Source organism: Sphingomonas sp. jy18, assembly GCF_056931895.1.
In genome coordinates this window covers 13,768-37,592 of record NZ_JBXPBT010000008.1, presented here as the reverse complement: position 1 = coordinate 37,592, position 23,825 = coordinate 13,768, and the positions used below count along the sequence as shown (strand labels likewise).

Annotated in this window: 26 protein-coding genes; 9 read left to right on the top strand and 17 right to left on the bottom strand. The window is 67.4% G+C overall.

Annotated features, from left to right (window positions below):
- Window positions 1-157: 157 nt before the first annotated feature.
- From AC0QC4_RS15045 to AC0QC4_RS15030, 4 genes are read right to left on the bottom strand one after another with little or no spacing between them, the layout of a single operon-like run.
- On the bottom strand, window positions 158-613 hold the full coding sequence (locus AC0QC4_RS15045; protein ID WP_483660730.1) for a hypothetical protein: 456 nt from the start codon (window positions 611-613) through the stop codon (window positions 158-160).
- On the bottom strand, window positions 610-3,333 hold the full coding sequence (gene alaS, locus AC0QC4_RS15040; protein WP_483660729.1) for an alanine--tRNA ligase: 2,724 nt from the start codon (window positions 3,331-3,333) through the stop codon (window positions 610-612). Before alaS ends, AC0QC4_RS15045 begins: the two co-directional genes overlap by 4 nt.
- A gap of 42 nt (window positions 3,334-3,375) precedes the next feature.
- Window positions 3,376-4,008, bottom strand: coding sequence for a glutathione S-transferase family protein (locus AC0QC4_RS15035; protein ID WP_483660728.1), 633 nt, complete (start codon window positions 4,006-4,008; stop codon window positions 3,376-3,378).
- Window positions 4,005-4,868, bottom strand: coding sequence for a class I SAM-dependent methyltransferase (locus AC0QC4_RS15030; RefSeq protein WP_483660727.1), 864 nt, complete (start codon window positions 4,866-4,868; stop codon window positions 4,005-4,007). Before AC0QC4_RS15030 ends, AC0QC4_RS15035 begins: the two co-directional genes overlap by 4 nt.
- Before the next feature lie 327 nt (window positions 4,869-5,195).
- Between AC0QC4_RS15030 and AC0QC4_RS15025 the strand changes: the two genes are divergently transcribed.
- On the top strand, window positions 5,196-5,324 hold the full coding sequence (locus AC0QC4_RS15025; RefSeq protein ID WP_483660726.1) for an entericidin A/B family lipoprotein: 129 nt from the start codon (window positions 5,196-5,198) through the stop codon (window positions 5,322-5,324).
- A gap of 48 nt (window positions 5,325-5,372) precedes the next feature.
- Here the strand turns inward: AC0QC4_RS15025 and tatC are convergent, their stop codons facing one another.
- From tatC to AC0QC4_RS14980, 9 genes are all read right to left on the bottom strand, one after another.
- Window positions 5,373-6,164, bottom strand: a complete 792-nt coding sequence (gene tatC, locus AC0QC4_RS15020; protein WP_483660843.1) for a twin-arginine translocase subunit TatC — start codon at window positions 6,162-6,164, stop codon at window positions 5,373-5,375.
- Between the two features lie 14 nt (window positions 6,165-6,178).
- Window positions 6,179-6,562: a Sec-independent protein translocase protein TatB gene (gene tatB / locus AC0QC4_RS15015; RefSeq protein WP_483660725.1), complete on the bottom strand. Its 384-nt coding sequence runs from the start codon at window positions 6,560-6,562 to the stop codon at window positions 6,179-6,181.
- Between the two features lie 108 nt (window positions 6,563-6,670).
- Window positions 6,671-6,913, bottom strand: a complete 243-nt coding sequence (locus AC0QC4_RS15010; protein WP_483660724.1) for a twin-arginine translocase TatA/TatE family subunit — start codon at window positions 6,911-6,913, stop codon at window positions 6,671-6,673.
- Window positions 6,914-6,960: 47 nt separating this feature from the next.
- Complete coding sequence (gene scpB, locus AC0QC4_RS15005; protein ID WP_483660723.1) at window positions 6,961-7,575, bottom strand: SMC-Scp complex subunit ScpB; 615 nt, start codon at window positions 7,573-7,575, stop codon at window positions 6,961-6,963.
- Window positions 7,576-7,702: 127 nt separating this feature from the next.
- Window positions 7,703-8,473 carry a segregation and condensation protein A gene (locus AC0QC4_RS15000; protein WP_483660722.1) on the bottom strand — a complete coding sequence of 257 codons (771 nt, stop codon included), beginning with the start codon at window positions 8,471-8,473 and terminating at the stop codon, window positions 7,703-7,705.
- Window positions 8,473-9,483: a beta-N-acetylhexosaminidase gene (gene nagZ, locus AC0QC4_RS14995; RefSeq protein ID WP_483660721.1), complete on the bottom strand. Its 1,011-nt coding sequence runs from the start codon at window positions 9,481-9,483 to the stop codon at window positions 8,473-8,475. Before nagZ ends, AC0QC4_RS15000 begins: the two co-directional genes overlap by 1 nt.
- Before the next feature lie 34 nt (window positions 9,484-9,517).
- On the bottom strand, window positions 9,518-10,222 hold the full coding sequence (locus AC0QC4_RS14990) for an SPOR domain-containing protein (RefSeq protein ID WP_483660720.1): 705 nt from the start codon (window positions 10,220-10,222) through the stop codon (window positions 9,518-9,520).
- Complete coding sequence (argS, locus tag AC0QC4_RS14985) at window positions 10,222-11,955, bottom strand: arginine--tRNA ligase (RefSeq protein WP_483660719.1); 1,734 nt, start codon at window positions 11,953-11,955, stop codon at window positions 10,222-10,224. The genes AC0QC4_RS14990 and argS overlap by 1 nt, the downstream gene beginning before the upstream one ends.
- 119 nt (window positions 11,956-12,074) lie before the next feature.
- Window positions 12,075-12,743: a hypothetical protein gene (locus tag AC0QC4_RS14980; RefSeq protein WP_483660718.1), complete on the bottom strand. Its 669-nt coding sequence runs from the start codon at window positions 12,741-12,743 to the stop codon at window positions 12,075-12,077.
- A gap of 132 nt (window positions 12,744-12,875) precedes the next feature.
- Between AC0QC4_RS14980 and ispH the strand changes: the two genes are divergently transcribed.
- The 3 genes from ispH to rnhA are packed head-to-tail and all read left to right on the top strand — an operon-like array spanning window position 12,876 to window position 15,292.
- Window positions 12,876-13,841 (top strand): 4-hydroxy-3-methylbut-2-enyl diphosphate reductase, encoded by a 966-nt coding sequence (gene ispH, locus AC0QC4_RS14975; protein ID WP_483660717.1) that lies wholly within the window; start codon window positions 12,876-12,878, stop codon window positions 13,839-13,841.
- Window positions 13,842-13,880: 39 nt separating this feature from the next.
- Complete coding sequence (thrB, locus tag AC0QC4_RS14970; protein WP_483660716.1) at window positions 13,881-14,843, top strand: homoserine kinase; 963 nt, start codon at window positions 13,881-13,883, stop codon at window positions 14,841-14,843.
- Window positions 14,840-15,292, top strand: a complete 453-nt coding sequence (rnhA, locus tag AC0QC4_RS14965; protein WP_483660715.1) for a ribonuclease HI — start codon at window positions 14,840-14,842, stop codon at window positions 15,290-15,292. The genes thrB and rnhA overlap by 4 nt, the downstream gene beginning before the upstream one ends.
- Window positions 15,293-15,304: 12 nt before the next feature.
- On the opposite strand, the gene AC0QC4_RS14960 is transcribed toward rnhA, so the two are convergent.
- The 4 genes from AC0QC4_RS14960 to AC0QC4_RS14945 form a co-directional block, all read right to left on the bottom strand.
- Window positions 15,305-16,165 carry a glutaminyl-peptide cyclotransferase gene (locus AC0QC4_RS14960; protein ID WP_483660714.1) on the bottom strand — a complete coding sequence of 287 codons (861 nt, stop codon included), beginning with the start codon at window positions 16,163-16,165 and terminating at the stop codon, window positions 15,305-15,307.
- A 5-nt stretch (window positions 16,166-16,170) separates the two neighbouring features.
- The gene (locus tag AC0QC4_RS14955; RefSeq protein WP_483660713.1) at window positions 16,171-16,347 is read right to left on the bottom strand and encodes a YegP family protein; all 177 of its coding nucleotides are present in this window, start codon (window positions 16,345-16,347) and stop codon (window positions 16,171-16,173) included.
- Between the two features lie 114 nt (window positions 16,348-16,461).
- Window positions 16,462-17,544, bottom strand: a complete 1,083-nt coding sequence (locus AC0QC4_RS14950) for an NAD(P)/FAD-dependent oxidoreductase (RefSeq protein WP_483660712.1) — start codon at window positions 17,542-17,544, stop codon at window positions 16,462-16,464.
- Window positions 17,541-18,539: an alpha/beta fold hydrolase gene (locus AC0QC4_RS14945; RefSeq protein ID WP_483660711.1), complete on the bottom strand. Its 999-nt coding sequence runs from the start codon at window positions 18,537-18,539 to the stop codon at window positions 17,541-17,543. The genes AC0QC4_RS14950 and AC0QC4_RS14945 overlap by 4 nt, the downstream gene beginning before the upstream one ends.
- A gap of 95 nt (window positions 18,540-18,634) precedes the next feature.
- On the opposite strand from AC0QC4_RS14945, the gene AC0QC4_RS14940 reads away from it, so the two are divergent.
- The 5 genes from AC0QC4_RS14940 to AC0QC4_RS14920 are packed head-to-tail and all read left to right on the top strand — an operon-like array spanning window position 18,635 to window position 23,811.
- Window positions 18,635-19,075: an A24 family peptidase gene (locus tag AC0QC4_RS14940; protein ID WP_483660710.1), complete on the top strand. Its 441-nt coding sequence runs from the start codon at window positions 18,635-18,637 to the stop codon at window positions 19,073-19,075.
- 44 nt (window positions 19,076-19,119) lie between these two features.
- Window positions 19,120-20,151, top strand: a complete 1,032-nt coding sequence (gene cpaB / locus AC0QC4_RS14935; RefSeq protein ID WP_483660709.1) for a Flp pilus assembly protein CpaB — start codon at window positions 19,120-19,122, stop codon at window positions 20,149-20,151.
- Between the two features lies 1 nt (window position 20,152).
- Entirely contained in the window at window positions 20,153-21,838 is a 1,686-nt protein-coding gene (locus AC0QC4_RS14930; protein ID WP_483660708.1) for a type II and III secretion system protein family protein, read from the top strand.
- Window positions 21,839-21,865: 27 nt separating this feature from the next.
- Window positions 21,866-22,525, top strand: a complete 660-nt coding sequence (locus AC0QC4_RS14925) for a CpaD family pilus assembly protein (protein ID WP_483660707.1) — start codon at window positions 21,866-21,868, stop codon at window positions 22,523-22,525.
- Complete coding sequence (locus AC0QC4_RS14920; RefSeq protein WP_483660706.1) at window positions 22,522-23,811, top strand: CpaE/TadZ family protein; 1,290 nt, start codon at window positions 22,522-22,524, stop codon at window positions 23,809-23,811. Before AC0QC4_RS14925 ends, AC0QC4_RS14920 begins: the two co-directional genes overlap by 4 nt.
- Window positions 23,812-23,825 lie beyond the last annotated feature (14 nt).

The following is a 23,825-nucleotide window of genomic DNA, read 5'->3' as shown; positions in this document are numbered from 1 at the left end:
GGGACGATTTCTGCGCGAAACGCCCAAGCGGCAGCGCGGGAGGCGGTTTGCGCCATTCAATTCCCTAATTCGTCATTGCGAGCGCAGCGAAGCAATCCAGCGTCGGCGTTAACCGCTCTGGATTGCTTCGCTGCGCTCGCAATGACGAAAGCCGGATTCAGCTGCCGTCGGCTTGCCCTTTTGCAATGGCAATGCCGAATGCGGCATCGATACGTTCCAGACGGATTTCCTCGTCCTGGAGACCGCCGCCGCTGATCAGCAGCTTGATTCCCTCTGCATCGGGTCGCAACGCATAAAGCTGCTCACTGGAATTGGGAAAAGGCTGGAGCGCGAAGCTGATGCCGCCAAGGCCGCGTCGCGGGCTGACGGTGAACGAAAAGCAGTCGCCGATGCACATGGCAAATTCGGCGCTGCGGGTATCGCTGCCTTGGGGTAGCGCGATCTCAAAGCCGCCCGGATCACCGCTCTCTTCGTTGATCGCGACATTGCCGTAAATTCCCGGGGCGATGGTCCGATCCTGCGCGAGCGTCTCGGCACGGCGTTCCTCGGCTGTCTGGCCGCACGCCGCAAGCAGAAGCAGCGGCCCGACGCAGACCCACGCTGCCCGCTTCATCCCGCCAGCGCCGCCTTGACCGCCGCAACCGCCTCCGCAGCCTTGCCGCCGTCCGGGCCGCCGCCCTGTGCCATGTCCGGCCGACCGCCGCCGCCCTGCCCGCCGAGCGCGGCGACAGCGAGCTTGACCAGATCGACCGCGCTCGCCTGACCCGCCGCGTCATCGGTGACGCCGATGGCAACCGAGGCGCGCCCGTCATTGACCGCAACCAGCATGGCAACCCCGCTGCCGACAGCCTTCTTCATGTCGTCGACCGCGCCGCGCAGACCCTTGGGATCGAGCCCGTCGACCACCTGCGCGAGGAAGCCGAGGCCACCGACCTGCTCGATGGCCGGGCCGCCCGCTGCGCCACTACCGCCGCCCAGCGCCAAGGCCTTCTTCGCTTCGGCAAGTTCGCGCTCCGCCTTGCGCAGCGCTTCAGCCATTGCCGCGACACGCGCGGGGACGTCATCGGGCGTGGTCTTGAGCGTCGCGGCGGCGGCCTTGAGCGTGTCTTCGCGGCCCTTGAGATATTGGCGCGCGGCTTCGCCGGTCAGCGCCTCGATGCGGCGCACGCCGCTGGAGACGGCGCTTTCGCTGGTGACCGCCAGCAGCGCGATGTCACCCAGCGCGTTGACGTGGGTGCCGCCGCACAGCTCGACCGAATAATGCGCCTCGTCGCGCGTGCCCATCGACAGCACGCGCACTTCCTCGCCATATTTCTCCCCGAACAGTGCCAGTGCACCAGCGGCAATCGCGTCATCGGGGGTCATCAGCCGCGTCGAGACCTCGGCATTGCCGCGGATCTGCGCGTTGACCTCGGCCTCGACCGCAGCGATGTCGTCCGCAGTCAACGGCACCGGCTGCGAGAAATCGAAGCGCAGCCGGTCTTCGGCAACGAGGCTGCCCTTCTGCGTGACGTGCGCGCCCAGGCGATGGCGCAGCGCGGCATGCAGCAGGTGGGTGGCGCTATGGTTGGCGCGCAGCCGGTCGCGCCGGGCGCTGTCGACGACCAGCCTGACCGCGTCACCGACCTTGACGGTGCCGGCATCGACGACTGCGACATGCGCGTGCAGCTTGCCGAGCGGCTTGGCGGTATCGCTGACCGTAGCGGCAAAGCCTGCGCCACCGCTCATCGTCCCGGCATCGCCCATCTGCCCGCCGCTTTCGCCATAGAAGGGCGTCTGGTTGGTAAGGATGGTGACGCTGTCGCCGGCTGAGGCGCTGTCTACCTCTGCCCCGTCCTTGAGGATGGCGACAACCGCGCCCTCGCCCTCGTCGCTGGTGTAGCCGGTGAACTCGGTCGCGCCGACGCGTTCGGCGATGTCGAACCAGATGTCGTCGCTGGCCTTGGCCCCCGAGCCCTTCCATGCGGCGCGGGCGGCGGCCTTCTGCGCGGCCATCGCCGCATCGAAGCCGTCGCGATCGACCGCGATCCCCTGCGGACGCAGCGCATCCTCGGTCAGGTCATAGGGGAAGCCATAGGTGTCATAGAGCTTGAACGCTACTTCCCCCGGCAGAATCATAGGTTTCTGTGTCGTAACAAGTGACATCAAACCTGACGACATGCCTTCTTGGCTCGCCATTAAGTCCTGTAGTGCTGTCTGCTTCTGAAGCGAAACTTGTTCGTCGAGCAGCTTCAACCCCTTGTCGAGCGTCTGACGGAAACGGGTTTCCTCGCGCTCGAACGTCTCGACCAGCAGCGGCTGCGCGCGGAGCAGTTCGGGATAGGCCACGCCCATCTCGGCGATAAGGCTGGGCACGAGACGGTGCATCAGCGGGTCCTTGGCGCCGAGCAGATGCGCGTGACGCATGGCGCGGCGCATGATGCGGCGGAGCACATAGCCGCGCCCTTCATTGGCCGGCAGCACGCCATCGGCCATCAGGAAACCGCAGGAGCGCAGATGGTCGGCAATGACGCGGTGGCTCGCCTTCTGCTCGCCCTCCGCGCGGGTGCCGGTCAGGTCCTCGGACGCTGCAATCAGCGCCTTGAACGTGTCGGTATCATAATTGTCATGCACACCCTGCGCGACCGCGGCGATGCGCTCCAGACCCATGCCGGTGTCGATCGACGGCTTGGGCAGATCGCCGACAATCTGGTCGGCTTCCTGCACATGCTGCATGAAGACGAGGTTCCACACTTCGACGAAGCGGTCGCCATCCTCGTCCGGCGATCCCGGCGGGCCGCCGAAAATATGGTCGCCATGATCGTAGAAAATCTCGCTGCACGGCCCGCACGGCCCGTCCGCGCCCATCGCCCAGAAATTGTCCTTGGTGGCGATGCGGATGATGCGATCGTCGGGCAGGCCGGCGATCTTTTTCCAAAGGCCATGCGCCTCGTCATCGGTGTGATAGACGGTGACGGTCAGCCGGTTGGGGTCCAGACCCCACTCCCGGGTCAGCAGTGTCCAGGCATGCGTGATCGCCTGGTCCTTGAAATAATCGCCGAAGCTGAAATTGCCGAGCATCTCGAAGAAAGTGTGATGCCGCGCAGTGTAGCCCACATTGTCGAGATCATTGTGCTTGCCGCCGGCGCGCACGCACTTCTGGCTCGACGTCGCCTGGCTGTAGGGGCGTGTCTCCAGGCCGGTGAAGACGTTCTTGAACGGCACCATCCCGGCGTTGACGAACATCAGTGTCGGATCATTGTACGGCACCAGCGGCGCCGACGGCACGATGGCGTGGCCGTTGGACCCGAAATAATCGAGGAAAGAGCGGCGGAGATCGTTGGTCGAGGTCATGTCCGGCACTTAGGCGAGGGGTGCGGACGGGACAAGTCTCCGTCAAGCGAACCCGTAGTAACTCGCCTCGCCACGCCTGGCCGCGGCCTGCCACGCCGGACGGGCGTGCATGGCGGCGACGAAGGCGGCAAGCTTGGGCTTGTCTGCCGCCCTGCCCTGCATCACCGCGATTTCCGCGGGGAAGCTGAGCATGATGTCGGCCGCGCTGAGCTGCGCGCCGATGAAATGGCCGTGATCGTTGAGCGCGCCTTCCATGAAGGCAAAGTGCGATTCCAGCTGCTGTTCGATGCGTGGCTGCAGCGGTGCTGCGGCCTCCCCCAGCCGCCCGGTGTAGAGCGAGAGCAGCACCGGGGTCATCGCCGATCCTTCGGCAAAATGCATCAGTTCGAGGTGGCGGACATGATCGTCGCTGCCGCGCGGCGGGACGAGCGCTTCGCCGCCGTGGCGATCGCACAGATATTCGACGATCGCGCCCGATTCCATGACGACGCGCCCGCCATCCTCGATCAGCGGGGACTTGCCGAGCGGGTGGATGGCCAGCAGCTCCGGCGGGGCGAGATTGGTGACGGCGTCGCGCAGGTGCAGCTTTACCTCATACTCCACCCCCAGCTCCTCGAGCAGCCAGAGGATGCGCTGCGAGCGGCTGTTGTTGAGGTGGTGGACGATGATGGTCATGCTGTTCTCTCCCCGGCGCGCGCGGTGAAGAGCCAGGCGGCCGCGCCGAATCCGACTGTGCCGCCTGACAGGCGCGCACGCAACAGCGCTTCGAGGCGGTCGGCCATCGCTGCCGCAGCGTCGGGCGGCAAGGCGGCCATGGCCCGCGCCGCCGGTCCGATGCGGCGCAGGAAGCGCATCGCCTGCCCGACCGGATCGTCGCCATCGCCCACCCGGTAGGTGAAATCGACCGGTGTCGCCGGATCGGCGGCCCAGCCGGCGGCTGCAAGCATGGAGGCGACGAGCCCGGCATCGGAAAAGGCAAAGGGACCGGGGGCAAAGGAACCTGGGGCGAAAGGCGTGCCGGCGGACGGGGCAGCCGCACCCGGCGGCATGATGGCGGCGATGCTGCGCGCCCAGTCATTGTCGGCAACGCCGCGAAAACAGGTGAAGATGAGCCGCGCATCGGGCGCGGCGGCGGCCCGCAGCGCCGCGAAGGCGGCGACAGGATCATCGAAGAACATGACGCCGTGGCGCGACACCAGCAGGTCGGGCCGAAAGGCGGGATCGTCGAAGCGCGCGGCGTCGGCGACGGTGAAGGCGACGTGCGGGCGCGCTTTGCGCCGGCTGTCTGCGACAGCGATCAGGCTCGGCGAGATATCGATGCCGAGCAGGCGCGCGGCCGGGAAATGATCGGCGAGGCCGAGCGTGGTCGTGCCGGCGCCGCAGCCGATGTCGAGAATCGCCTTGGCGGCGGGGGCGACGGTCTGTGCCTCGGCAAGGAGTCGCGCGGCCAGCGGCGCCAGCGACCGATCGGTCTCAGGCCACAGCTGTGCCCAGACATCTCCGACACCGCCCTGCCAATCGCCTGTTCCGGTCATGCCTGCGCCTCGATATGCCGGGACTGCTACCCGGACGGACCCGTCTTCGAAAAAAAATCTTAGCAGATTGGCGAGATGCGGGAACCCGGGACGCGGTGGCGTGTTTCTACGGTCGGACAGCGACAATTTGCCCCCCGCTCTCGCTGTCCACCTACAATGGCCCGGTGCTGCAACTCCCCTCCAGGAACTTGCACGCCGGGCCAAATTTTTTTGCGTCTCGGCCCGTTTGCTGCGCCGTTTCGGCAGCGCGGAACCAAGTTCCGCATCGGACATTCACTCCTCAGCGTCGACCAGCGCCCCGGTCCGCTCGCCTTGAGGAGACTTTTGATGATCCGTGCATCCCTTGCCGCCCTTGCCCTTGGCACCGCCCTGCTGCTCTCTGCCTGCAACACCGTCGAAGGTGCCGGCCGCGATCTGCAATCGGCAGGTGACGCGGTCGAAGACGCCGCCAACTGATTTCAGAGCAAGGCGGCTTGCCCGCCATGCAGACAAGAAAAGCGCGTCTCAGTCCGGCTGAGGCGCGCTTTTCCTGTTGGTCAGCCAGATGGCGAGCAGCGCCGCTTCGTAGAGCAGGCATAAGGGGACAGCGAGCAGCAGCTGGCTGACCACGTCGGGCGGCGTGAAGACGGCGGCGATCAGGAAGGCGCCGACGATCATGTAGCGGCGCGCGCTGCGCAACTGGGCGAGCGTGACGATGCCGGCACGTTCGAGCAGCATGATCAGGATCGGCAGCAGGAAGGCGACGCCGAAGGCGAGGATGAAGTGGATGATGAAGTCGAGATAGTTGCCGATGGCGGGCATCGCTTCCTGCTCGACCCCGCCGACCGTGCCCTGGAAGCTCAGCAGAAACCGCAGCGCCACGGGAATTGCGCCATAATAGGCCGAGGCCGCGCCGAGCGTGAACAGGAGCGGTGTCGCGAACAGGAACGGCAGCATTGCCCGCTTCTCGTTGCGATAGAGGCCCGGCGCGACGAAGCGCCAGACCTGGGTGGCGATGACCGGGAAGGCGACCATGAAGGCCGCAAACAGCGCCACTTTCACATCGACGAAAAAGGCTTCGAACAACTGGGTGTAGATCAGCCGGCCCTGCCCCGCCGCCAGCAGCGGCTGGACGAGGAAGGCGAATATCGTCTTGGCGTAGTAGAAGCAGACGAAGAAGGCGAGAACCAGCGCCGCCAGCGACCAGAGCAGGCGGCGGCGCAGCTCGACCAGATGCTCGAGCAGCGGAGCGCGCGTCGATTCGATCGCAGCCCGATCGGGATCGAGCGCTTCCTCGGTGGGCGCGGCCTGTTCCATGGTGACCTGCTCGCTCATTCGCCGCTGCCCGCTGGCTTTGCGGTGGCGGGCAGCGTCGGCGCGGCTGCATCGGCAAGCGGCTGCATCTGCGGCGTGGCTTCCGCGCCATCGGCGGGCGTGGCGGACGGCGCTGCGGCGGGCGGCGGCAGAGCGGTGTCGATCTGCGGGTAAGCGCGCATGATCGCCTCGTTATGCTCGCGCCACTTCTTTTCCATTTCCTCCATTTCCGCTTCGCGCATCATCGTATCGATGCCGGCGCGGAAATGCTTGGCCATGCCGCGCGCCTTGCCGACCCAATGGCCGACGAAACGCATAGCCTTGGGCAGGTCCTTGGGTCCGATGACGACCAGCGCGATCACGGCGCAGACGAGAAGTTCGGTTGGGGCTATGTCGAACATGGGCTACCGGACTTCCCACAGGGCAAGCCCGCAGTCCCGAGCCGGTCGAAGGGCGTTTCGCAGTAACGATAGACGCCCTTCGACAGGCTCAGGGCTACGGACCATCAGTCAAGCCTGCCGATCGGGTGTCGACATCGGTTCGCCATCGATAGTCGGTGCGGCGGGGCGGCCTTCGATACGCGAGGGCGGTGCCTGCGGCGGAGTCGCGGCCTCTTCCTCGGCCAGACCCTTCTTGAAGCTCTTCAGGCCCTTGGCGACATCGCCCATCATGTCCGAAAAACGGCCCTTGCCGAACAGCAGCAGGATGATGATCCCGACCACGAGCCAGTGCCAGATGCTGAAACCACCCATCGCAATCTCCATGCAGGCACGGGGAACCGCGCCTTGTTGCCGCCTATCTAGTCGCTCTCTTCCGCTTCCGCCAGTTCCGGAGCGTCGATAGCCGCATCTTCATCATGCATCGCTGCCAGCGCGGCGGTATCGACCGGGTCGAGCAGGCCGGCGGCGCGCAAATCCTCGATTCCCGGCAGGTCGCGCCGGCTGGAGAGGCCGAAGTGCGTGAGGAATTCCGGCGTCGTCTTGTAGATGAGCGGACGGCCGGGGACATCGCGGCGCCCGGCGGGGCGAATCCAGCCCGCCTCCATCAGCACGTCGAGCGTGCCCTTGGCGGTCTGTACGCCGCGGATCGCCTCGATCTCGGCGCGGCTGACCGGTTCGTGGTAGGCGATGATCGCCATCACCTCCAGCGCGGCACGCGAGAGGCGGCGCGGCTCCTCGCGTTCGCGCCGGAGCAGGTGGGCGAGATCGCCCGGTGTCTGGAAATGCCAGCGGCCACCGCGCTCGACCAGTTCGATACCGGTGCCGGCGTGGCGCGCGGCAATGGCAGCGAGCGCGGATTTCACATCGCCGTCCCCGACATAGGCAGCGATATCCGCCACGGCCAGCGGCTCGGTGGCGGCGAACAGGGCGGCTTCGACGCCACGTTCGAAATCGGGGATGGGGTGGGCAGTCATGGCTTACTCCTCCCACTTACGTCATTCCCGCGAAAGCGGAAATCCACGAGCGACCGAGAGCGCAGCGCTGCCCGGCTCCTGGATTCCCGATTTCGCGGGAATGACATCGGCTTGATTCGGTGTCCTTTCATCCCGCCCGCCTGATCATCAGCGGCGCGAACACCTCTTCCTGTCTGAGATCGACCTTGCCTGTCCGCGCCAGTTCCAGCGCGGCGACGAAGCTGGAAGCGAGCGCCGATTTGCGCAACGGCCCCTGCGCCTCCGGCGGCAGGAAAGCGGCGAGATCGCTCCAGTCGAGCGCGACGCCGACCAGCCGTTCGAGCCGCACCAGCGCCTCATCGAGCGTCATCACCTCGCGCCTCGCCACCATGTGGACGACCGGGCGGGTGCGGGCCTGCACCACGCCATAGGCCTGCATCAGCTCGAACAGGCTGGCATCCCAGTTGCGCTTGCGGATGGTGCGCAGCCCTTCCGGCGCGCCACGCAGGAACACGTCCCGCCCCAGCCGGTCCCGCGCGAACAGGCGCGCCCCGGCATCGCGCATCGCCGCGAGCCGCTGCAGCCGCAGATTCAGGCGCAGCGCCAGCTCTTCGGGGCTGGGATCGGGCTGGGCTTCCTTGGGCAGGAGCATCGCCGATTTGAGCAACGCCAGCCACGCCGCCATAACCAGATAATCGGCAGCAAGCTCGACGCTAAGTTCGCGAGCAGCCTCGATATAGGCGATATATTGATCGACCAGTTGCAGGATCGAGATCGCCTTGAGATCGACCTTCTGGCTGCGCGCGAGCGACAGGAGCAGGTCGAGCGGTCCTTCCCAGCCGTCGAGGTCGAGCCTCAGCCGTTCCTCGGCCGAAACAGGCGCCAGCAACGGGCCTTGGTCGAACTCGGTATCGGCCATCAGGCCAGCGCCAGATAGGCGTCGCGGCGGGCGACGAGTTGTTCGATGCTCTCACGCGCCGTGGCATGGCCGATGCGCTCCATGGCGCGATCGAGCCGGATCCGGCTGCTTTCGCTCATTGCCCCGCCGATGCGATCGGCAACGGCGCGCATGCTGGCGAGATCGCCCGAACAGTGCAGCACGATGTCGCAACCGGCGGCGAGCGCGGCGGCGCTGCGATCCCCGACCGGGCCGCTGAGCGCGCCCATTTCGATATCGTCGCTCATCAGCACGCCGGCGAAACCGATCCGGCCGCGAATGACCTCGGTAACGACGGTGCGCGAAAGCGTTGCGGGATGGTCGGCATCCCAGGCAGGATAGACGACATGCGCGGTCATGCCCATCGCGGCGTCGTTGAGCGCGGCGAAGGGCGCAATGTCCAGCTCCAGCGCCTCGGCGCTCGCATCGACGACCGGCAGTTCGGCATGGCTGTCCGCCACGGCGCGGCCGTGCCCCGGCATATGCTTGACGACGCCGCAGACACCGCCGTCGCTCAGCCCCTTCAGCACGGCGCGACCCAGTGCGGCGACGCGCAGCGGATCGCTGCCCAGCGCACGATCGCCGATGATGGCGTGGGCGTGCGGCTGGCGGACGTCGAGCAAAGGCAGACAGTTCACGCTCACGCCGACCTCCGCCAGGGTCAGCGCGATGGCGGTGGCATTGGCGCGGGCGGCGGCAATCGCCGAGGCAGGGGCGAGGCTGTACAACGCGTCGAACCGGGCGGCTGCGGGAAAGGCGGGCCATTCGGGCTGGCTGAGCCGGGCAACGCGCCCGCCCTCCTGATCGATGAGGATGGGCAGCGCGTCCCGCCCCGAGAGGCTGCGCAAGTCGTCGGTAAGCGCGCGCACCTGGGCGCGATTGCGGATGTTGCGGGCGAACAGGATGTAGCCTGCCGGATCGCACGCGCGGAACAGGGCGCGTTCATCGTCACCGAGCGCGGTGCCGGACAGGCCGAAGAACGCGGGGGTCATGGCTCAATCCTGACCGTCATTGCCCCTCAAACCCCTAGCGGACCGGGATGCAGTTCTCCCCCGCCACGCGCAGGCGGTTGCACAGCGTCTGCGCGGCACTGGCCGATCCGGCGGCGGCCTGCAGCCGGTGGACGGTGCGGCCATTGACCTCTGCGGTGACGATACTGCTGTTGACCGGCTCGAGATAGGCGAAGCGGCTCTTGAGGCTGGTCCAGGCGCGCTGGGCGCTGGCGTTGCTGGAGAAGGAGCCGAGCTGGACCATGCCGCTGCCGCCGGTCGCCGGCGCAGGTGCTGGCGTTGCCGCAGCCGGCGTCGCGGCGGTGCCGGGCGCGGACTTCGGCTGGGCCCCGGCGGTTGCCGCCGGCGGACGGCCACCGGCGACCGGTGGCGCGATCGGGGTTTCGGGCAGACGGTTGGGGTCGATCTGCGCGGTCGGCTGGACGCCCTCGGCTGCGGCGACGGCTATCGCGCCTTCGCCTTCGAAGCGGCCCGGCTCGGCCTTGGGCGTGACCTTGTAAGCGCCTTCCGGCGCCGCGATCAGTTCGCCGCGCGGACGACCGCCGGTCTGCCACCACCACATGCCGCCAACGACGGCACCGATCAGGACGAGACCGACCACAACGAGGCCGACAAGACGCCAGACGTCGCTGCGCTCGAGCGCAGCATCCTCGACCGGCTCCAGCCAGGGCAGCCGGTCTTCTTCATCGAAACGCAATGGCGAACCGTCCATTCCGGACATCAACGCATCTCCTCGACCGGCTCGACCCCCATGATCGCCAGCCCATTGCGGATGATCTGCCCGATTGCGCGGATTAAGAAAAGCCTGTCAGCCGTGGTTAACGGATCGTCGGCGAGCACGGCGCGGCGCGACGGATCATCGTTGCCAAGATTGTACCAGCCGTGGAACGCGGCCGCGAGATCGCCGAGATAAAAGGCGATGCGGTGCGGTTCACGGGCATTGGCGGCGGCCTCCACCACCCGCGGGAAGGTCGCGGCGAGCTTGGCGAGAGCGAGATCGACTGTATCGAGCCGGGACAGGTCGGTCTGGCCTTCGGGCAGGGCCATGCCCAGTTCCGCCGGCTTGCGCGCGATCGAATTGATTCGCGCGTTGGCATATTGGACGTAGAAGACCGGATTGTCCTTCGACGCCTCCACCACCTTGGCAAAGTCGAAATCCATCTGCGCGTCGGCCTTGCGGGTCAGCATGGTGAAGCGCACGACATCCTTGCCGACTTCGCGCACGACATCGGCGAGCGTGACGAAATTGCCGGCGCGCTTGGACATCTTCACCGGCTCGCCATCGCGCAGCAGCCGCACCATCTGCACCAGCTTGACGTCGAAGCGGGTCTTGCCGCCGGTCAGCGCGGCAACCGCGGCAACGATGCGCTTGACCGTGCCGGCATGATCCGCGCCCCAGATGTCGATGAGGGCATCGGCACGCTTGGCCTTTTCATGATGATAGGCGAGGTCTGCACCGAAATAGGTCCAGCTGCCGTCGCTCTTCTTGATCGGCCGGTCACTGTCATCGCCGAAGCGGGTCGAGCGGAACAGCGGCAGCACCACCGGCTCCCAATCCTCGGGCGTCTCGCCCTTGGGGGCTTCGAGCATGCCGTCATAGACCAGGTCCTGCTCGCGCAGCCAGGCTTCGGCCTTTTCGGGCATGCCGGCGGCCTGCAATTCGGCCTCCGAACTGAACAGGTCATGGTGGATGCCGAGCAGGGCAAGGTCCGCCTTGATCAGCTTGAGCATCTCGGCAACCGCGAAGCTGCGGAACAGGGGGAGCCAGTCGCTTTCGGGTGCCGCCACGAAGCGATCGCCGAATTCGGCGGCGAGCGCCCGCCCCACCGGGACCAGATAGTCGCCCGGATAAAGCCCCTCGGGAATGTCCCCGACATCCTCGCCCAGCGCCTCGCGATAGCGCAGGTGCGCCGAGCGGGCGAGCACGTCGACCTGCCCGCCGGCATCGTTGACATAATATTCGCGCACCACCTTGTGGCCGGAAAATTCGAGCAAGGCGGCGAGCGCATCGCCGACGACCGCGCCACGGCAGTGACCCATGTGCATCGGGCCGGTGGGGTTGGCCGAAACATATTCGACGTTGACGGTGCTGCCGCCGCCGAGCGCCGAGCGGCCATAATCGGCGCCGATCGCGACGATATCGGCAAGTTCGCTGCGCCATGCCGCATCGCTGAGGGTAAGATTGATGAAGCCGGGGCCGGCGATGCTGGCCGCCGTTACCTCGGCATGCGCGGCGAGGTGCGGCAGCAGGGCCTCTGCCAGCGCGCGCGGATTGGTGCCGGCAGGCTTGGCGAGCACCATCGCGGCATTGGTGGCCATGTCCCCATGGCTGGCGTCGCGCGGCGGCTCGAGCGTGATCGGGGCGCGGTTGAGCCCCGCTGGCAATGTTCCGGCGGATTCCAGCGCGTCGAGCGCGGCATCGAGATGCGCGGCAATGCGGGTGTAGATGGTCATGATTTCACCTAACAAGATTCAGCCGAGCATCCGTAGCCCTGAGCCTGTCGAAGGGCGCCTAGCAGTAAAGCGCCCTTCGACAGGCTCAGGGCTACGGATTGTTCGTCTGGTTCCGCGCCTCAGCGCGTGACGTTGTACTGCAATTGCTCCTGGGTCAGCTGGAAGCCGACGAGCAGTTCGAAGGTGGCGCGGGCGACGGCGGCGCGGACATCCGGTTCGGACAGCGGATCGATGGCCGCATCTTCCTGGCCCGCGCGGCGTCGTCGGGTGATGCGTTCGCGGATATCGTCCGGCAGGGTCACGGCGGCGCGGTCGACATAGGCGCCGGCGGTGCCGCTGGCCGAACCGCGGGTGGAGCCGGCGGGGAAGCTGATGGTCACCTGGTTCTGGTCCTTGGCGACGACCGCGGTGCCGCCCTGCACCACGGCCGAATAATAAGGCAGGGTGACGGTGCGCGCCGGGCCGGCATCGCGGCGGGTGGCGATGACATCGAAGGTCGAGCCGACATAGACGCGGGCATCGGCGTCATTGCAGGTGGTGCGCAAATTGGTGATCGTCGCCACCACATCGATGGCGGCAGCATCGCGGCTGGTTGCCGGATCGAACAGGGTGACGTCGCCGGTATGGGTGGGCACGCCGACCGCCGGGCAAAGGGTGCGCGAGGCGGTGATGCCGACACCGGCGGTCACGTCGATCTCGTTATCCCGGGCACAGGCACCCAGCGCGAGCGACGCGCCGACGAGGCCGAGCACGGCAAGGCGGGGGGTCTGGTGGCGGGGTGATGACATGATCGGGGCAATCCTTTCGCGCAGGTGAGCGGGCCGTGCGGCGCTTGGCAGCCTCTTATCCGCGCCCTGCCATGCGCGCAACTGCGGCCGTAGACACTTGCCGCGGCGGCCCATCGCCCATAGGTAGCGCGCATGGATACCCCCGCTGCCCCCCTGCCCCCGCTGCGCCTGCTGGTCGCTGCTCCCCGTGGCTTTTGCGCCGGGGTCGATCGCGCCATCCGCATCGTCGAGCTGGCCATCGAGAAATATGGCGCGCCGGTCTATGTCCGGCACGAGATCGTCCACAACAAGTTCGTCGTCGACAGCCTGCGCGCGCAGGGCGCGGTGTTCGTCGAGGAGCTGGACGAGGTGCCCGATGGCGTGCCGGTGGTGTTCAGCGCGCATGGCGTGCCCAAGGCCGTCCCGGCCAAGGCGGCCGAGCGCGGGCTGGACTATCTCGATGCGACCTGCCCGCTGGTCAGCAAGGTGCACCGCCAGGCAGAGCGCGCGCACGAAAGCGGCCGGCACATCATCTTCGTCGGCCACCGCGGCCATCCCGAGGTGATCGGCACCTTCGGCCAGCTGCCCGATGGTGCGATGACGCTGGTCGAGACGGTCGAGGATGTCGCGGGGCTGAACCCGGCCGACCCGGACAGCCTGGCCTTCCTGACCCAGACGACGCTGTCGGTCGACGACACGGCGGACATCGTGCAGGCGCTGCAACAGCGCTTCCCGAGCATCGTCGCGCCGAAGGGCGAGGACATCTGCTATGCCACGTCCAACCGGCAGAGCGCGGTCAAGGCGATTGCTCAGGAATGCCAGCTGGTGCTGGTGATCGGTGCGCCGAACAGCAGCAATTCGCTGCGGCTGGCCGAAGTGGCGCAGCGCATGGGCGCGCGCTCGCACCTGATCCAGCGCGCGCATGAGATCGACTGGGCATGGTTCGACGGGGTGACCACGGTCGGGCTGACCGCCGGGGCATCGGCGCCCGAACTGCTGGTGCGCGAGGTGGTCGACATGATCGCGACCCGCTACAGCGTCGACGAGCAGCCGGTGGTCACCGCGACCGAGGACATGGTGTTCAAGCTGCCGCGGGGGCTGGAGGCGCAGGCGGCGTAGTGGCCTGGCATATACCATAAGGTTCGGGTGGGGCTGGTCATGGCAGTTTATACGCATGTGGGTGCGGAGGACATCGCCACCTTCCTTGACCTTTACGGTGTCGGGCCGCTGATCAGCGCCAAGGGCATCGCCGAGGGGGTCGAGAACAGCAATTATCTGGTCGATGCCCGCGGCGGGCGGTTCATCCTGACGCTGTACGAGAAGCGCGTCGACGTGTCCGACCTGCCCTTCTTCGTCGCGCTGATCGACCATCTGGCCGAGCGCGGCTGCCCGGTGCCGCGCATCCTGGCCGACGCGAGCGGCACCCATGTGCAGAGCCTGGCGGGCCGCCCGGCCTGCCTGATCGAATTCCTGCCCGGCATTTCGGTGAGCCGGCCGACCGGGCGGCAAGCCTTTGCCGCAGGAGAGGCGCTGGCGCAGCTCCACAATGCGGTCGCCGACTTTGCCGACGGCCCGGACAACCCGCTGTCGATCGGGGGATGGCGCGCGCTCGCCAACCGCATCGGCAGCCGGCTCGATTCGATCCTGCCCGGGCTCGCCGGAGACGTGGGCGCCGAACTGGCCTTTCTCGAAGCCAACTGGCCGGACGACCTGCCGCGATCTGTGATCCATGCCGATCTGTTTCCGGACAATGTGCTGATGCGCGGCGACGAGGTCGGCGGGATCATCGACTTCTATTTCGCCTGCCGCGACATAACCGCGTACGATCTGGCGGTGACGCATGGGGCCTGGTGCTTCAGCGCCGATGGATCGCATTACCTGCCCGCGCTGGGCGAGGCGCTGGGCAAGGGCTATGCGCGCAGCCGACCGCTCAGCGATGCCGAGCGCGCAGCGATGCCGGTGCTGGCGCGCGGAGCAGCGCTGCGCTTCCTGCTGACGCGCGCGCTCGACTGGCTGGAGACGCCGGCGGATGCGCTGGTGGTGCGCAAGGACCCGCTCGCCTACCATCGGCGCCTGCGCTTCTATCGCGAGGCGACGGTAGAGACCATGTTCGGCGCGTGAGCGGGGCGCTGCCGACCGTCGAGATCGCCACCGATGGCGCGTGCAAGGGCAACCCCGGCCCGGGCGGCTGGGGCGCTGTGCTGCGGTTCGGCGCGGTCGAGAAGGAATTGTCGGGCGGCGAAACCCCGACCACCAACAACCGCATGGAGATGATGGCGGCGATCATGGCACTGGAGACGCTGAAGCGCCCGTGCCGGGTGATCCTGTCCACCGACAGCGTCTATGTGCGCGATGGCATCACCAAATGGATCCATGGCTGGAAGCGCAACGGCTGGCGCACCGCGGCCAAGAAGCCGGTGGCCAATGCCGAGCTGTGGCAGCGGCTCGACCAGGCGGCGGCGCGGCACCAGATCGAATGGCGCTGGGTGAAGGGTCATGCCGGAGACCCGGACAACGAGCGCGCCGACCGGCTGGCCAGCGACGCGGCGGTCGCCGCGGGGCGCGGGTGAAGCGGCGACCGCTCAGTCGGTGAAGCCGGGAACCTCTATTTCGAACAGCGTCGGCCACAGCTTGCCGGTGACGTAGAGACGGCGGTGGCGTGCATCCCAGGCGATGCCGTTGAGCACCGCGTCGATATTGCCGGTCTGGCCGGATTCGGCGACGATGGCGCGGCAATCGATGACATGGGTGACGATGCCGGTCGCGGGATCGATGACCATGATCTCGGGCTCCATCCAGACATTGGCGAACAGCCGGCCATCGACCCATTCGAGTTCGTTGAGCCGCGCCACCGGGGCACCGTCACGGGTGACGCGGATTTCGCGGAGCGGCGCGAAGGTCGCGGGATCCAGCACATGCAGCCGGTCGCTGCCGTCCGAGAGGAAATAGCTGCGGCCATCGCTGGCAAGGCCCCAGCCCTGCCAGGGGTAAGTGAAGGTGCCGCGCGGGGCGAGCGTAGCGGCATCCCAGCGATGGGCGATGCGGTTGCGCCAGGTCAGGCTGACCAGCTCGTCGCCGTGGCGGGCGAGACCTTCACCGAAATGATCGAAGGGAATGGCGCGCCGATCGAGCACTGCGCCGTCGCTGCGGCGCACGCGCCTGACCTCCGACTGGCCATATTGGCCGGTGCTTTCGATGAACGTGTCGCCATCGACGATCAGCCCTTGCGTGAAGGCATTGGGATCGTGCGGGGTGCGCGCGACGATGCGCGGCACGAGCACCGTGGCGGTCTGCGACCGGGGCGCAGACTGCGCGCCCGTCGTGGCAGGGACGCCCGGTTGGGGCTGGCCGACCGCCGAGCAGGCGGCGAGCAGCAGCCCCGCCAGCGTGGCGAACAGACGGACGGTGCGCGCACCCGCAACCGAGGCAACAGGCGCGCGCACGCCGTTTATTCGGCGTCCTTGGTCGGCGCGCCGGGGCCGTTCTTCTTGATCGATTCGATGGCGTTCACCGCGCTGGCCCGCGAGGAATAGCCCTCGGTCCAGAACATGGTTTCGCTGTTGTACTTGAAGTAGGCGACATACTCGCCTGCCTTGTTCTGCTTGATCTCGAAATAATGCGCCATCTGGCCCTCCTCAGGCGGTTGCGGCGACAGGATAGCAGGGCGGAACGAAATCGCCAGTGGGTTGGCCGCCAATCGCCCCGGATTGCTTCGCTACGCTCGCAGTGACGGCGCAATTTATTGCCCGAAGCGTTCCGGCCGGTACATCGCCGGGTCGATGTGGGCGACGGCGGCATCCGGCGTGCGGCCTAGCAGCAGTGCGGCAGCGAGCCTGGCTGCGGCCGGCGCGGTCTGGATGCCGAAGCCGCCCTGCCCTGCACACCAGAAGAAGCCCGGTGCATCGGGAGCAAAGCCGTAGACGGGCTTGCGATCCGGCGCGAAGCTGCGCAGCCCTGCCCATTTGCGTTCGACCGCCGCGACGCGCCAATCGACGACATGCTCGAACCGGTCGATGGCGATGGCGACGTCGAGCTCCTCCGGCGCGACATCGCCTGGCTCGACCGGGGTTTCGTCGTGCGGCGACAGCCACACCCGGCCGCCGGGCTCGGGCTTGAAGTAGAAGCTGGCGTCGAGACTGGCGACATGCGGCGCATCCTCCGGCGCGCCGGGATCGGTGCGCAACTGGACGAGCGTGCGCTGATAGGGGGTGATGCCCATCGGCGCGACGCCGCAGGCCCGGGCCACCGGATCGGCCCAGGCGCCAGCCGCATCGACCACTATGCCGCAGCCGAATGTGCCGGTGGACGTCTCCACCACCCAGTCCGCCCCGTCGCGGCGCGCCGATTGCAGCGCCGAACGCAGGGCCAGTTCCGCGCCAGCACGCTTCGCGGTGGCGAGGCAGCGGGCGTGGAGGCCGGCGACGTCGATGTAGGCGCAGGTCGGCTCACGCACGCCGAGCGTCCATTCAGGGCGCAGGCCGGGAATGAATTCGGCCGGATCGACAATGTCGAGCGCGATGCCGCTGTCCCGGAAGGCGGCAAGGAAGGCATCGAGGCGGGGCCTGTCGCTGTCGCGGCCGATCTGCAGCGCGCCGAGCGGCTGCAGGAAATCGGCAAGATCCTCTCCCGAGGCGGTGGTCAGCGGCTGGATTGCCGGGCCGCCATAGGTCTCGCTCCAGAAGGCTGCCGAGCGGCCGGTGGAATGATACCCGGCCTGCGATTCCATCTCGAGCAGCAGTACGGAGGCGTGCGGAGCCACTTCGGCAGCGAGGCTGGCGCCGGCTATCCCTGCCCCGGCAATGATGACATCGTACCGCTTCATGACCGGCTGACCGCTCCATCGAGAAAGGCGTCGATCCGCGCCAGCGCATCGTTGCGCACCGGATCGGCTTCGCGCAGCAGCTCGTGCGCTGCCTCAGGCCCATAGACATGCAGGGTGGCTGCGGGCAACCGCGCAGCGTCGCGGACAGTAGCCCTGGTCGCGACCAGCTTGTCGGCGCTGGCGGCGAGGATCAGCAGCGGCGTCTTCACCGCCTCGAGGGTGCCGGGCGTCGCCATCTTGCGAAACGAGGCATAGGCGCGCTCGACCCAGCGCCAGCTTGCCGGGCCGAGCAATGTTTCGGGCACGGCCTCATGCCACCATTGCTCGTCATCATAGCGTTGCTCGTCATGGGTCAGCAGCAACTGCCTGAGCTTCATCGGGCTGCCGGGTTTTTCGCTGACCTTCCACGCAGCGCGCATCGGATCGCCGATGCTGCACATGGCGCTGCCGACCTTCTGCCCCAGCCAGTCGGGATAGGGGGCGGTGAAACCGAGCATCGGGGCGATCAGCACCGCAGCGTCAGGGGCGATGCGGCCCTCGGCAAGGGCACGCAGCACCAGATGCCCGCCCATCGAATGGCCGACGACGACATGCGGCGGCGCGGTGCGCGCGCGCCAATCGGCAAAGACGGCCGCGAGATCGTCGATCCAGATGGCGAAATCCTCGACATGGCCGACATTGGCGTTGGGCGCGTTGCGCCCCGATCCGCCCTGCCCCCGCCAGTCGAGGCTTTCGACCTGCCAGCCACGCTGCCGCCAATCTTCGAAGGTCTCGAGATATTTCTCGAAATGATCGCCGCGTCCGCCGAGGAACAGGATCGAGCCGCGCGATGCGCCCGCGCCTGCGTCAGGCTGGCCCCAGACGATCCGGCGCAGCGGCCAGCCATCGGGCAGCATCCAGCGATCGACCGTGGCCGCCGCAGGGATGCTGCGCCGGTCGAAACCAGCGGCTGCGGCTGTGGTGGCGGGTCGGTCGGTCGGCGCAATCGGGCTCATTCGCCATGGTTACGGTTTGGCAAGGCATTTCGTCTAGCCCTGTCTGCATGTCCGGGGGTTTCTTCACCTATCTGTCGGTAGCCCTGCTGGGCACCATGCTGCTGATCGCTGCGGTCAGCGACCTGCGCCATCGCATCATCCCCAACTGGCTCAACCTGGCCATCGCCCTGACCGCGCCGCTGGCGTGGTGGGGGGCCGGCCTGTCGCCGTGGCCGGACATTGCGCTGCAGATCGGCGCGGCGCTGGCCATCTTCGCCTTCTTCGCGGCACTGTTTGCCGTTGGTGCCATGGGCGGCGGCGACGTCAAGCTGCTCGGCGCCTTGGCGCTGTGGATCGATGCCAGCCTGCTGCTTCCGCTTCTGCTGGTCATGTCCATCATCGGCGGAGTCATCGCCGCGGGCATGGTGGCGCGCAAGCGATTGAGCAAGGCCGAACAAAACCCTGAACTGCCCTACGGCGTCGCCATCGCCGCCGCCGGCCTGTGGGCGCTTCACCAACAGTATATTAACCATTTCGCCCTACCCCCCATCATCTGAAAGTCAAACGGCCGGCCATTGCCGGGCGAGGAGCCTGAACCGTCATGGACGTGAAGAAAGTCATCCTGATCGTAGTGGCACTGGTGGTCGCCATCGGCGCCGCCTTTGGTGTCAACCAGATGATGCGCGGGTCGACGACCCCGGCAGCCGCCGCAGCGGCCGCACCGGTCGTGAACGGCCCCAAGGTCATGGTCGCCACCCGCGCCCTGCCGGTCGGCACGATCCTGACCGCCGATGCGCTGCGCTTCCAGGCCTGGCCCGAAGGGCTGGTGAAGCCGGACCAATATTATATCGAAGGATCGGCCGACGTTGCCAATCTGGTCGGTTCGGTGGTGCGCAACCCGATCACCTCGGGCGCACCGGTGACCAAGGGCGCGCTGGTCAATCCCGGCGACCGTGGCTTCCTGGCCGCGGCACTGGGGCCGGGCATGCGCGCGGTGACGGTGCCGCTGTCGCCCGACCAGGGCGTGGGCGGCTTCGTCTTCCCCGGCGACCGGGTCGACCTGCTGCTGACGCTGACCCTCGAGAATGAAGAGAATAGCAACCTCAAGCTCTACACCGCCGAAACGGTGGTGCGGAACCTGCGGGTGCTCGCAGTCGACCAGCGCACGACGCCGACCGACGAGAATGGCGCGGCGACACCGACCGTGTTCGCAACCGTGACGCTGGAAGCCACGCCGCAGATCGCCGAGCGCATCGCGGTGGCACGGACCACCGGTACCGTCAGCCTGGCGCTGCGGTCGATCGCCGACACGGCGGGCGAGCTGGAGGAAGCGATTGCATCGGGCGCCGTTTCGGTCGGCCGCGATGGCGACCGCAACGCCGAACGCCGCCTGCTGGGCGGTGCCGGCAGCCGTCCGCAGGCCGGCAGCACCGGCGCGACCACCGGCGGCGATGTGTCCCGCTATCTGCGCCGTGGCATGCCGCCGCGCAGCCAGACGCAGGCCAGCAATGGCGGCGCAGGCCCGGCGCAGGGCAGCGGCCCGACCGTGCAGAATGTACCCGTTCCCGTCGGCCCATCGGTGCGCGTTGTGCGCGGCGATGCCGTGACCGTCGTTCCCGTAGGGGGCAATTGAGATGAGCATGACCTTTAATCCCGCTGCCCGCCGCAAGGCCGGCCTGCGTCACACGCTGATGCTCGGTGCAGTGGCTCTGGGCCTCGCTGTCACCGGAACGGCATCCCTGCCCGGGCAGGCGCAGGCGCAGGCCAACCGCGCCAGCGGCACGACGGCGGCGGACCTGCTGCTCTCGGTCGGCCGTGGCCGGCTGGTGACCCTGCCTACGCCGATGACCGACGTGTTCGTCGCCAACCAGTCGGTGGCCGATGTGCAGGTGCGCAGCTCGACCCAGCTCTACATCTTCGGCAAGGGTCCGGGCGAGACCAGCATCTATGCCACCGATGCCGCCGGCCGGGTGGTCTATTCGGTCGTTGCCCGTGTCGGCAACAACATCGAGACCATCGACCAGATGCTGGCGCTGGCGATGCCGGATGCGAACATCAACGTGAACACCATGAACGGCTTCGTGCTGCTGACCGGCACGGTCGCCGCGCCCGAAGATGCGGCCGAGGCCGACCGGCTGGTCACCGCCTTCGTCGGCGACGGCACGCGGGTCCTTTCCCGGCTCCAGACCGCGACGCCGCTGCAGGTCAACCTGCAGGTGCGCATCGCCGAGGTGAACAAGTCGATCATCCGCCAGATCGGCGGGAATTTGATGAGTCGCGACAATGGCTCGGGCATAATTTTCGGTGCCTACCGGGGCCGCGATACAGGAACCATCAGCGATATTCCTGTCGAGACTGGCGACTTTCCAGACATCAGCAACAATCCGATCCAGTATGATCCCCGGACCGGTCAGCCGTTCGTGCGACAGAATGCAGATGGTTCCTTCAGTGCTACCCGGGTGCCTCAGGAATATCTGATCCGCCCGCTGCGTGACGCCGCGACGCTGGCTCTGGGTGGTCGTCTGTTCGGGCTCGATCTGCTCGGCACGCTCGACCTGGCCGAGCGTACCGGCCTGGTGGCGACGCTGGCGCAACCGAACCTGACCACCATTTCCGGCGAGACCGCCGACTTCCTGGCCGGCGGCGAATATCCCATTCCCGTGCCCGATCCGCTGACCGGATCGATCACCATCCAGTATCGCCGGTTCGGCGTCAGCCTGGCCTACACGCCGACGGTGCTGTCGAATGGCCGCATTTCGATGCGGGTGCGCCCGGAAGTGTCCGAACTGTCGTCCGAAGGCGCGATCCGCCTGCAGGGCATCGACATTCCGGCGCTGTCGGTCCGCCGCGCCGAGACCACCGTCGAGCTGGGATCGGGCGAAAGCTTCATGATCGCTGGCCTGATGAGCAACCGCACGGTCGGCGCCATCGACCGTACCCCGGGCCTGGGCGACGTGCCGGTGCTGGGATCGCTGTTCAAATCCGACAGCTTCCGTCGGGGCGATACCGAGCTGGTAATCGTCATCACTCCCTATCTGGTGCGCCCGGTCAATCCCGACCAGATCGTGCTGCCGACCGACGGTTATCAGAACCCGACCGACCTGCAGCGCTTCCTGTTCAACCGCACCAACGATGGCACCAGCGGCCAGGGCCGGCCGATGCCGACCATCGAACAGGGCGATCCGGCCACCGCGCCGGGCGTGGGCGGCGGCGCACCGAGCGCGGCCCTGCCCGCTCCGTCGCCGGTGTCGAGCAACCGGTCCGGTCGCAATCGCGACACCAGCGGCGACGCTGCCCCCGGTTTCAGTTCCGGCCTGTAATCACGCGCATCGAGGAGCGTAACGAGCATGCGTAACCTATCAATCATCCCGATGGCGGCCCTCGGACTGGCGCTTGCCGGCTGCATGGGCGGAACGAACGGCGAGGGTAACCGCAGCCTGGATTCGCAGCACCAGCCGGTGGTCAGCATCCAATCCTATGTGTTCGATGCCGAGACGACATCGAACGGCATCGCCCCGATGGAACTGCGCCGGGTATCCGACTGGTTCGACGCGCTGGGCGTGCGCTATGGCGACCGCATCGCCATCGACCATGGGTCCGAAGGCTATCGCAACCGTGCCGCCACCGACGCGGTGGCTGCGCTGGTGGCGCGGCGCGGCATGATCCTGGCCGATTATGCGCCGATCACGTCCGGCGCGATTGCGCCCGGCCGCGTGCGCATCGTCATCACCCGCTCTTCGGCGCGGGTCGATGGCTGCCCCAACTGGAGCTCCAACTCGGCGATCGGCACCGCGTCGCACACGACATCCAACTATGGCTGCGCGACCAACGCCAATCTTGCCGCCATGGTGGCCGACGCGACCGACCTGGTGCGCGGCCAGACCCGCGCCAGCAACGACCCGCTGACCGCATCGAAGGCGATCGAGGCTTATCGCACCGCGCCGCCGACCGGCGCCGAAGGCCTCGATGAGTCAGGCTCGCAAGGCGGCAACGGAGGCGGCCGATGAACGCGCCCTTCCGCCCCAGCCAGCAGACGCGCGAGCCTTTTGCCGCCTATCTGTGCGACGACGACAGCGTGGAAATGGTCCGCCCGGCCGCGGCCGACATGGGCTGGAACATCGAAAAGGTCTACAAGGGCGGCCTGCGCAACGCGGTCCAGTCCCTGTCGATCAGCGCCAGCCCGACCATCCTGCTGGTCGACCTGTCCGAATCGAGCGATCCGATCAACGACATCAACGGCCTTGCCGAAGTCTGCGAGCCGGGCACGGTGGTGATCGCCATGGGCCAGGTCAACGACGTCCGCCTGTTCCGCGACCTGATGTCGAGCGGGATCCATGACTATCTGCTGAAGCCGGTGTTCCCCGAGCAGATCCGCGACAGCCTGATGCAGGCGCAGGCCATGCTGAATGCGCCGCGCCATGCCGAGCAGGTGGTCAAGACCCGCAAGACGGTGACGGCCGTGGTCGGCACGCGTGGCGGCGCCGGCGCATCGACCGTCGCCACCTCGCTGGCCTGGCTGCTGGGCCAGCAGGAAAAGCGCGATGCGGCGCTGCTCGACCTCGACGTGCATTTCGGCACCGGCGCGCTTGCGCTCGATCTCGAGCCGGGTCGCGGGCTTATCGACGCCATCGACAATCCGGCGCGTATCGACGGGCTGTTCATCGAACGCGCGATGGTCCGCGCCAACGACCGGCTCGCGATCCTGTCGTCCGAGGCGCCGCTCAACCAGGCGCTGCTCAGCGATGGCGGCACCTTCTTCCTGCTGCGCGAAGAGATTGCCGTGGCGTTCGAGGCGACCGTCATCGACCTGCCGCGGCACATGCTGATCGCCTATCCGCACATGGTCAACGAGGTCGACTCAGTCGTTCTGGTGACCGAGCTGACGCTGGCAGCGGCGCGCGACACCATCCGCCTGCTGGCCTCTCTGAAGAGCCTGTGCCCCGGTGCGCGGGTCATACTGGTGGCCAACAAGGTCCCCCCGACCGGCGCCGAGATTTCCCGCAAGGATTTCGAGACGTCGATCGAGCGCGCGGTCGACTTCGTCGTGCCGCTCGACACCAAGCTGGCGATCAAATCAGCCAAGCTCGGCAAGTCGTTCGGCGAAACGGCGCGGGGCACCAAGCCCGGTGCGGCGCTCGGCAAGCTGGCGCAAATGGTGATCAACGTCGCCGAAGAGGATGACGAGGAGGGCGCCAGCCCTGCGAGCAAGCCGGCGGCCAAGTCCGGCGGTTCGCTGCTCGGCAAGCTGAGCGACATCGGATCGCTGCTGCCGAAGAAGAAAGAAAAGGCCTGATCCGGGTGACGGGC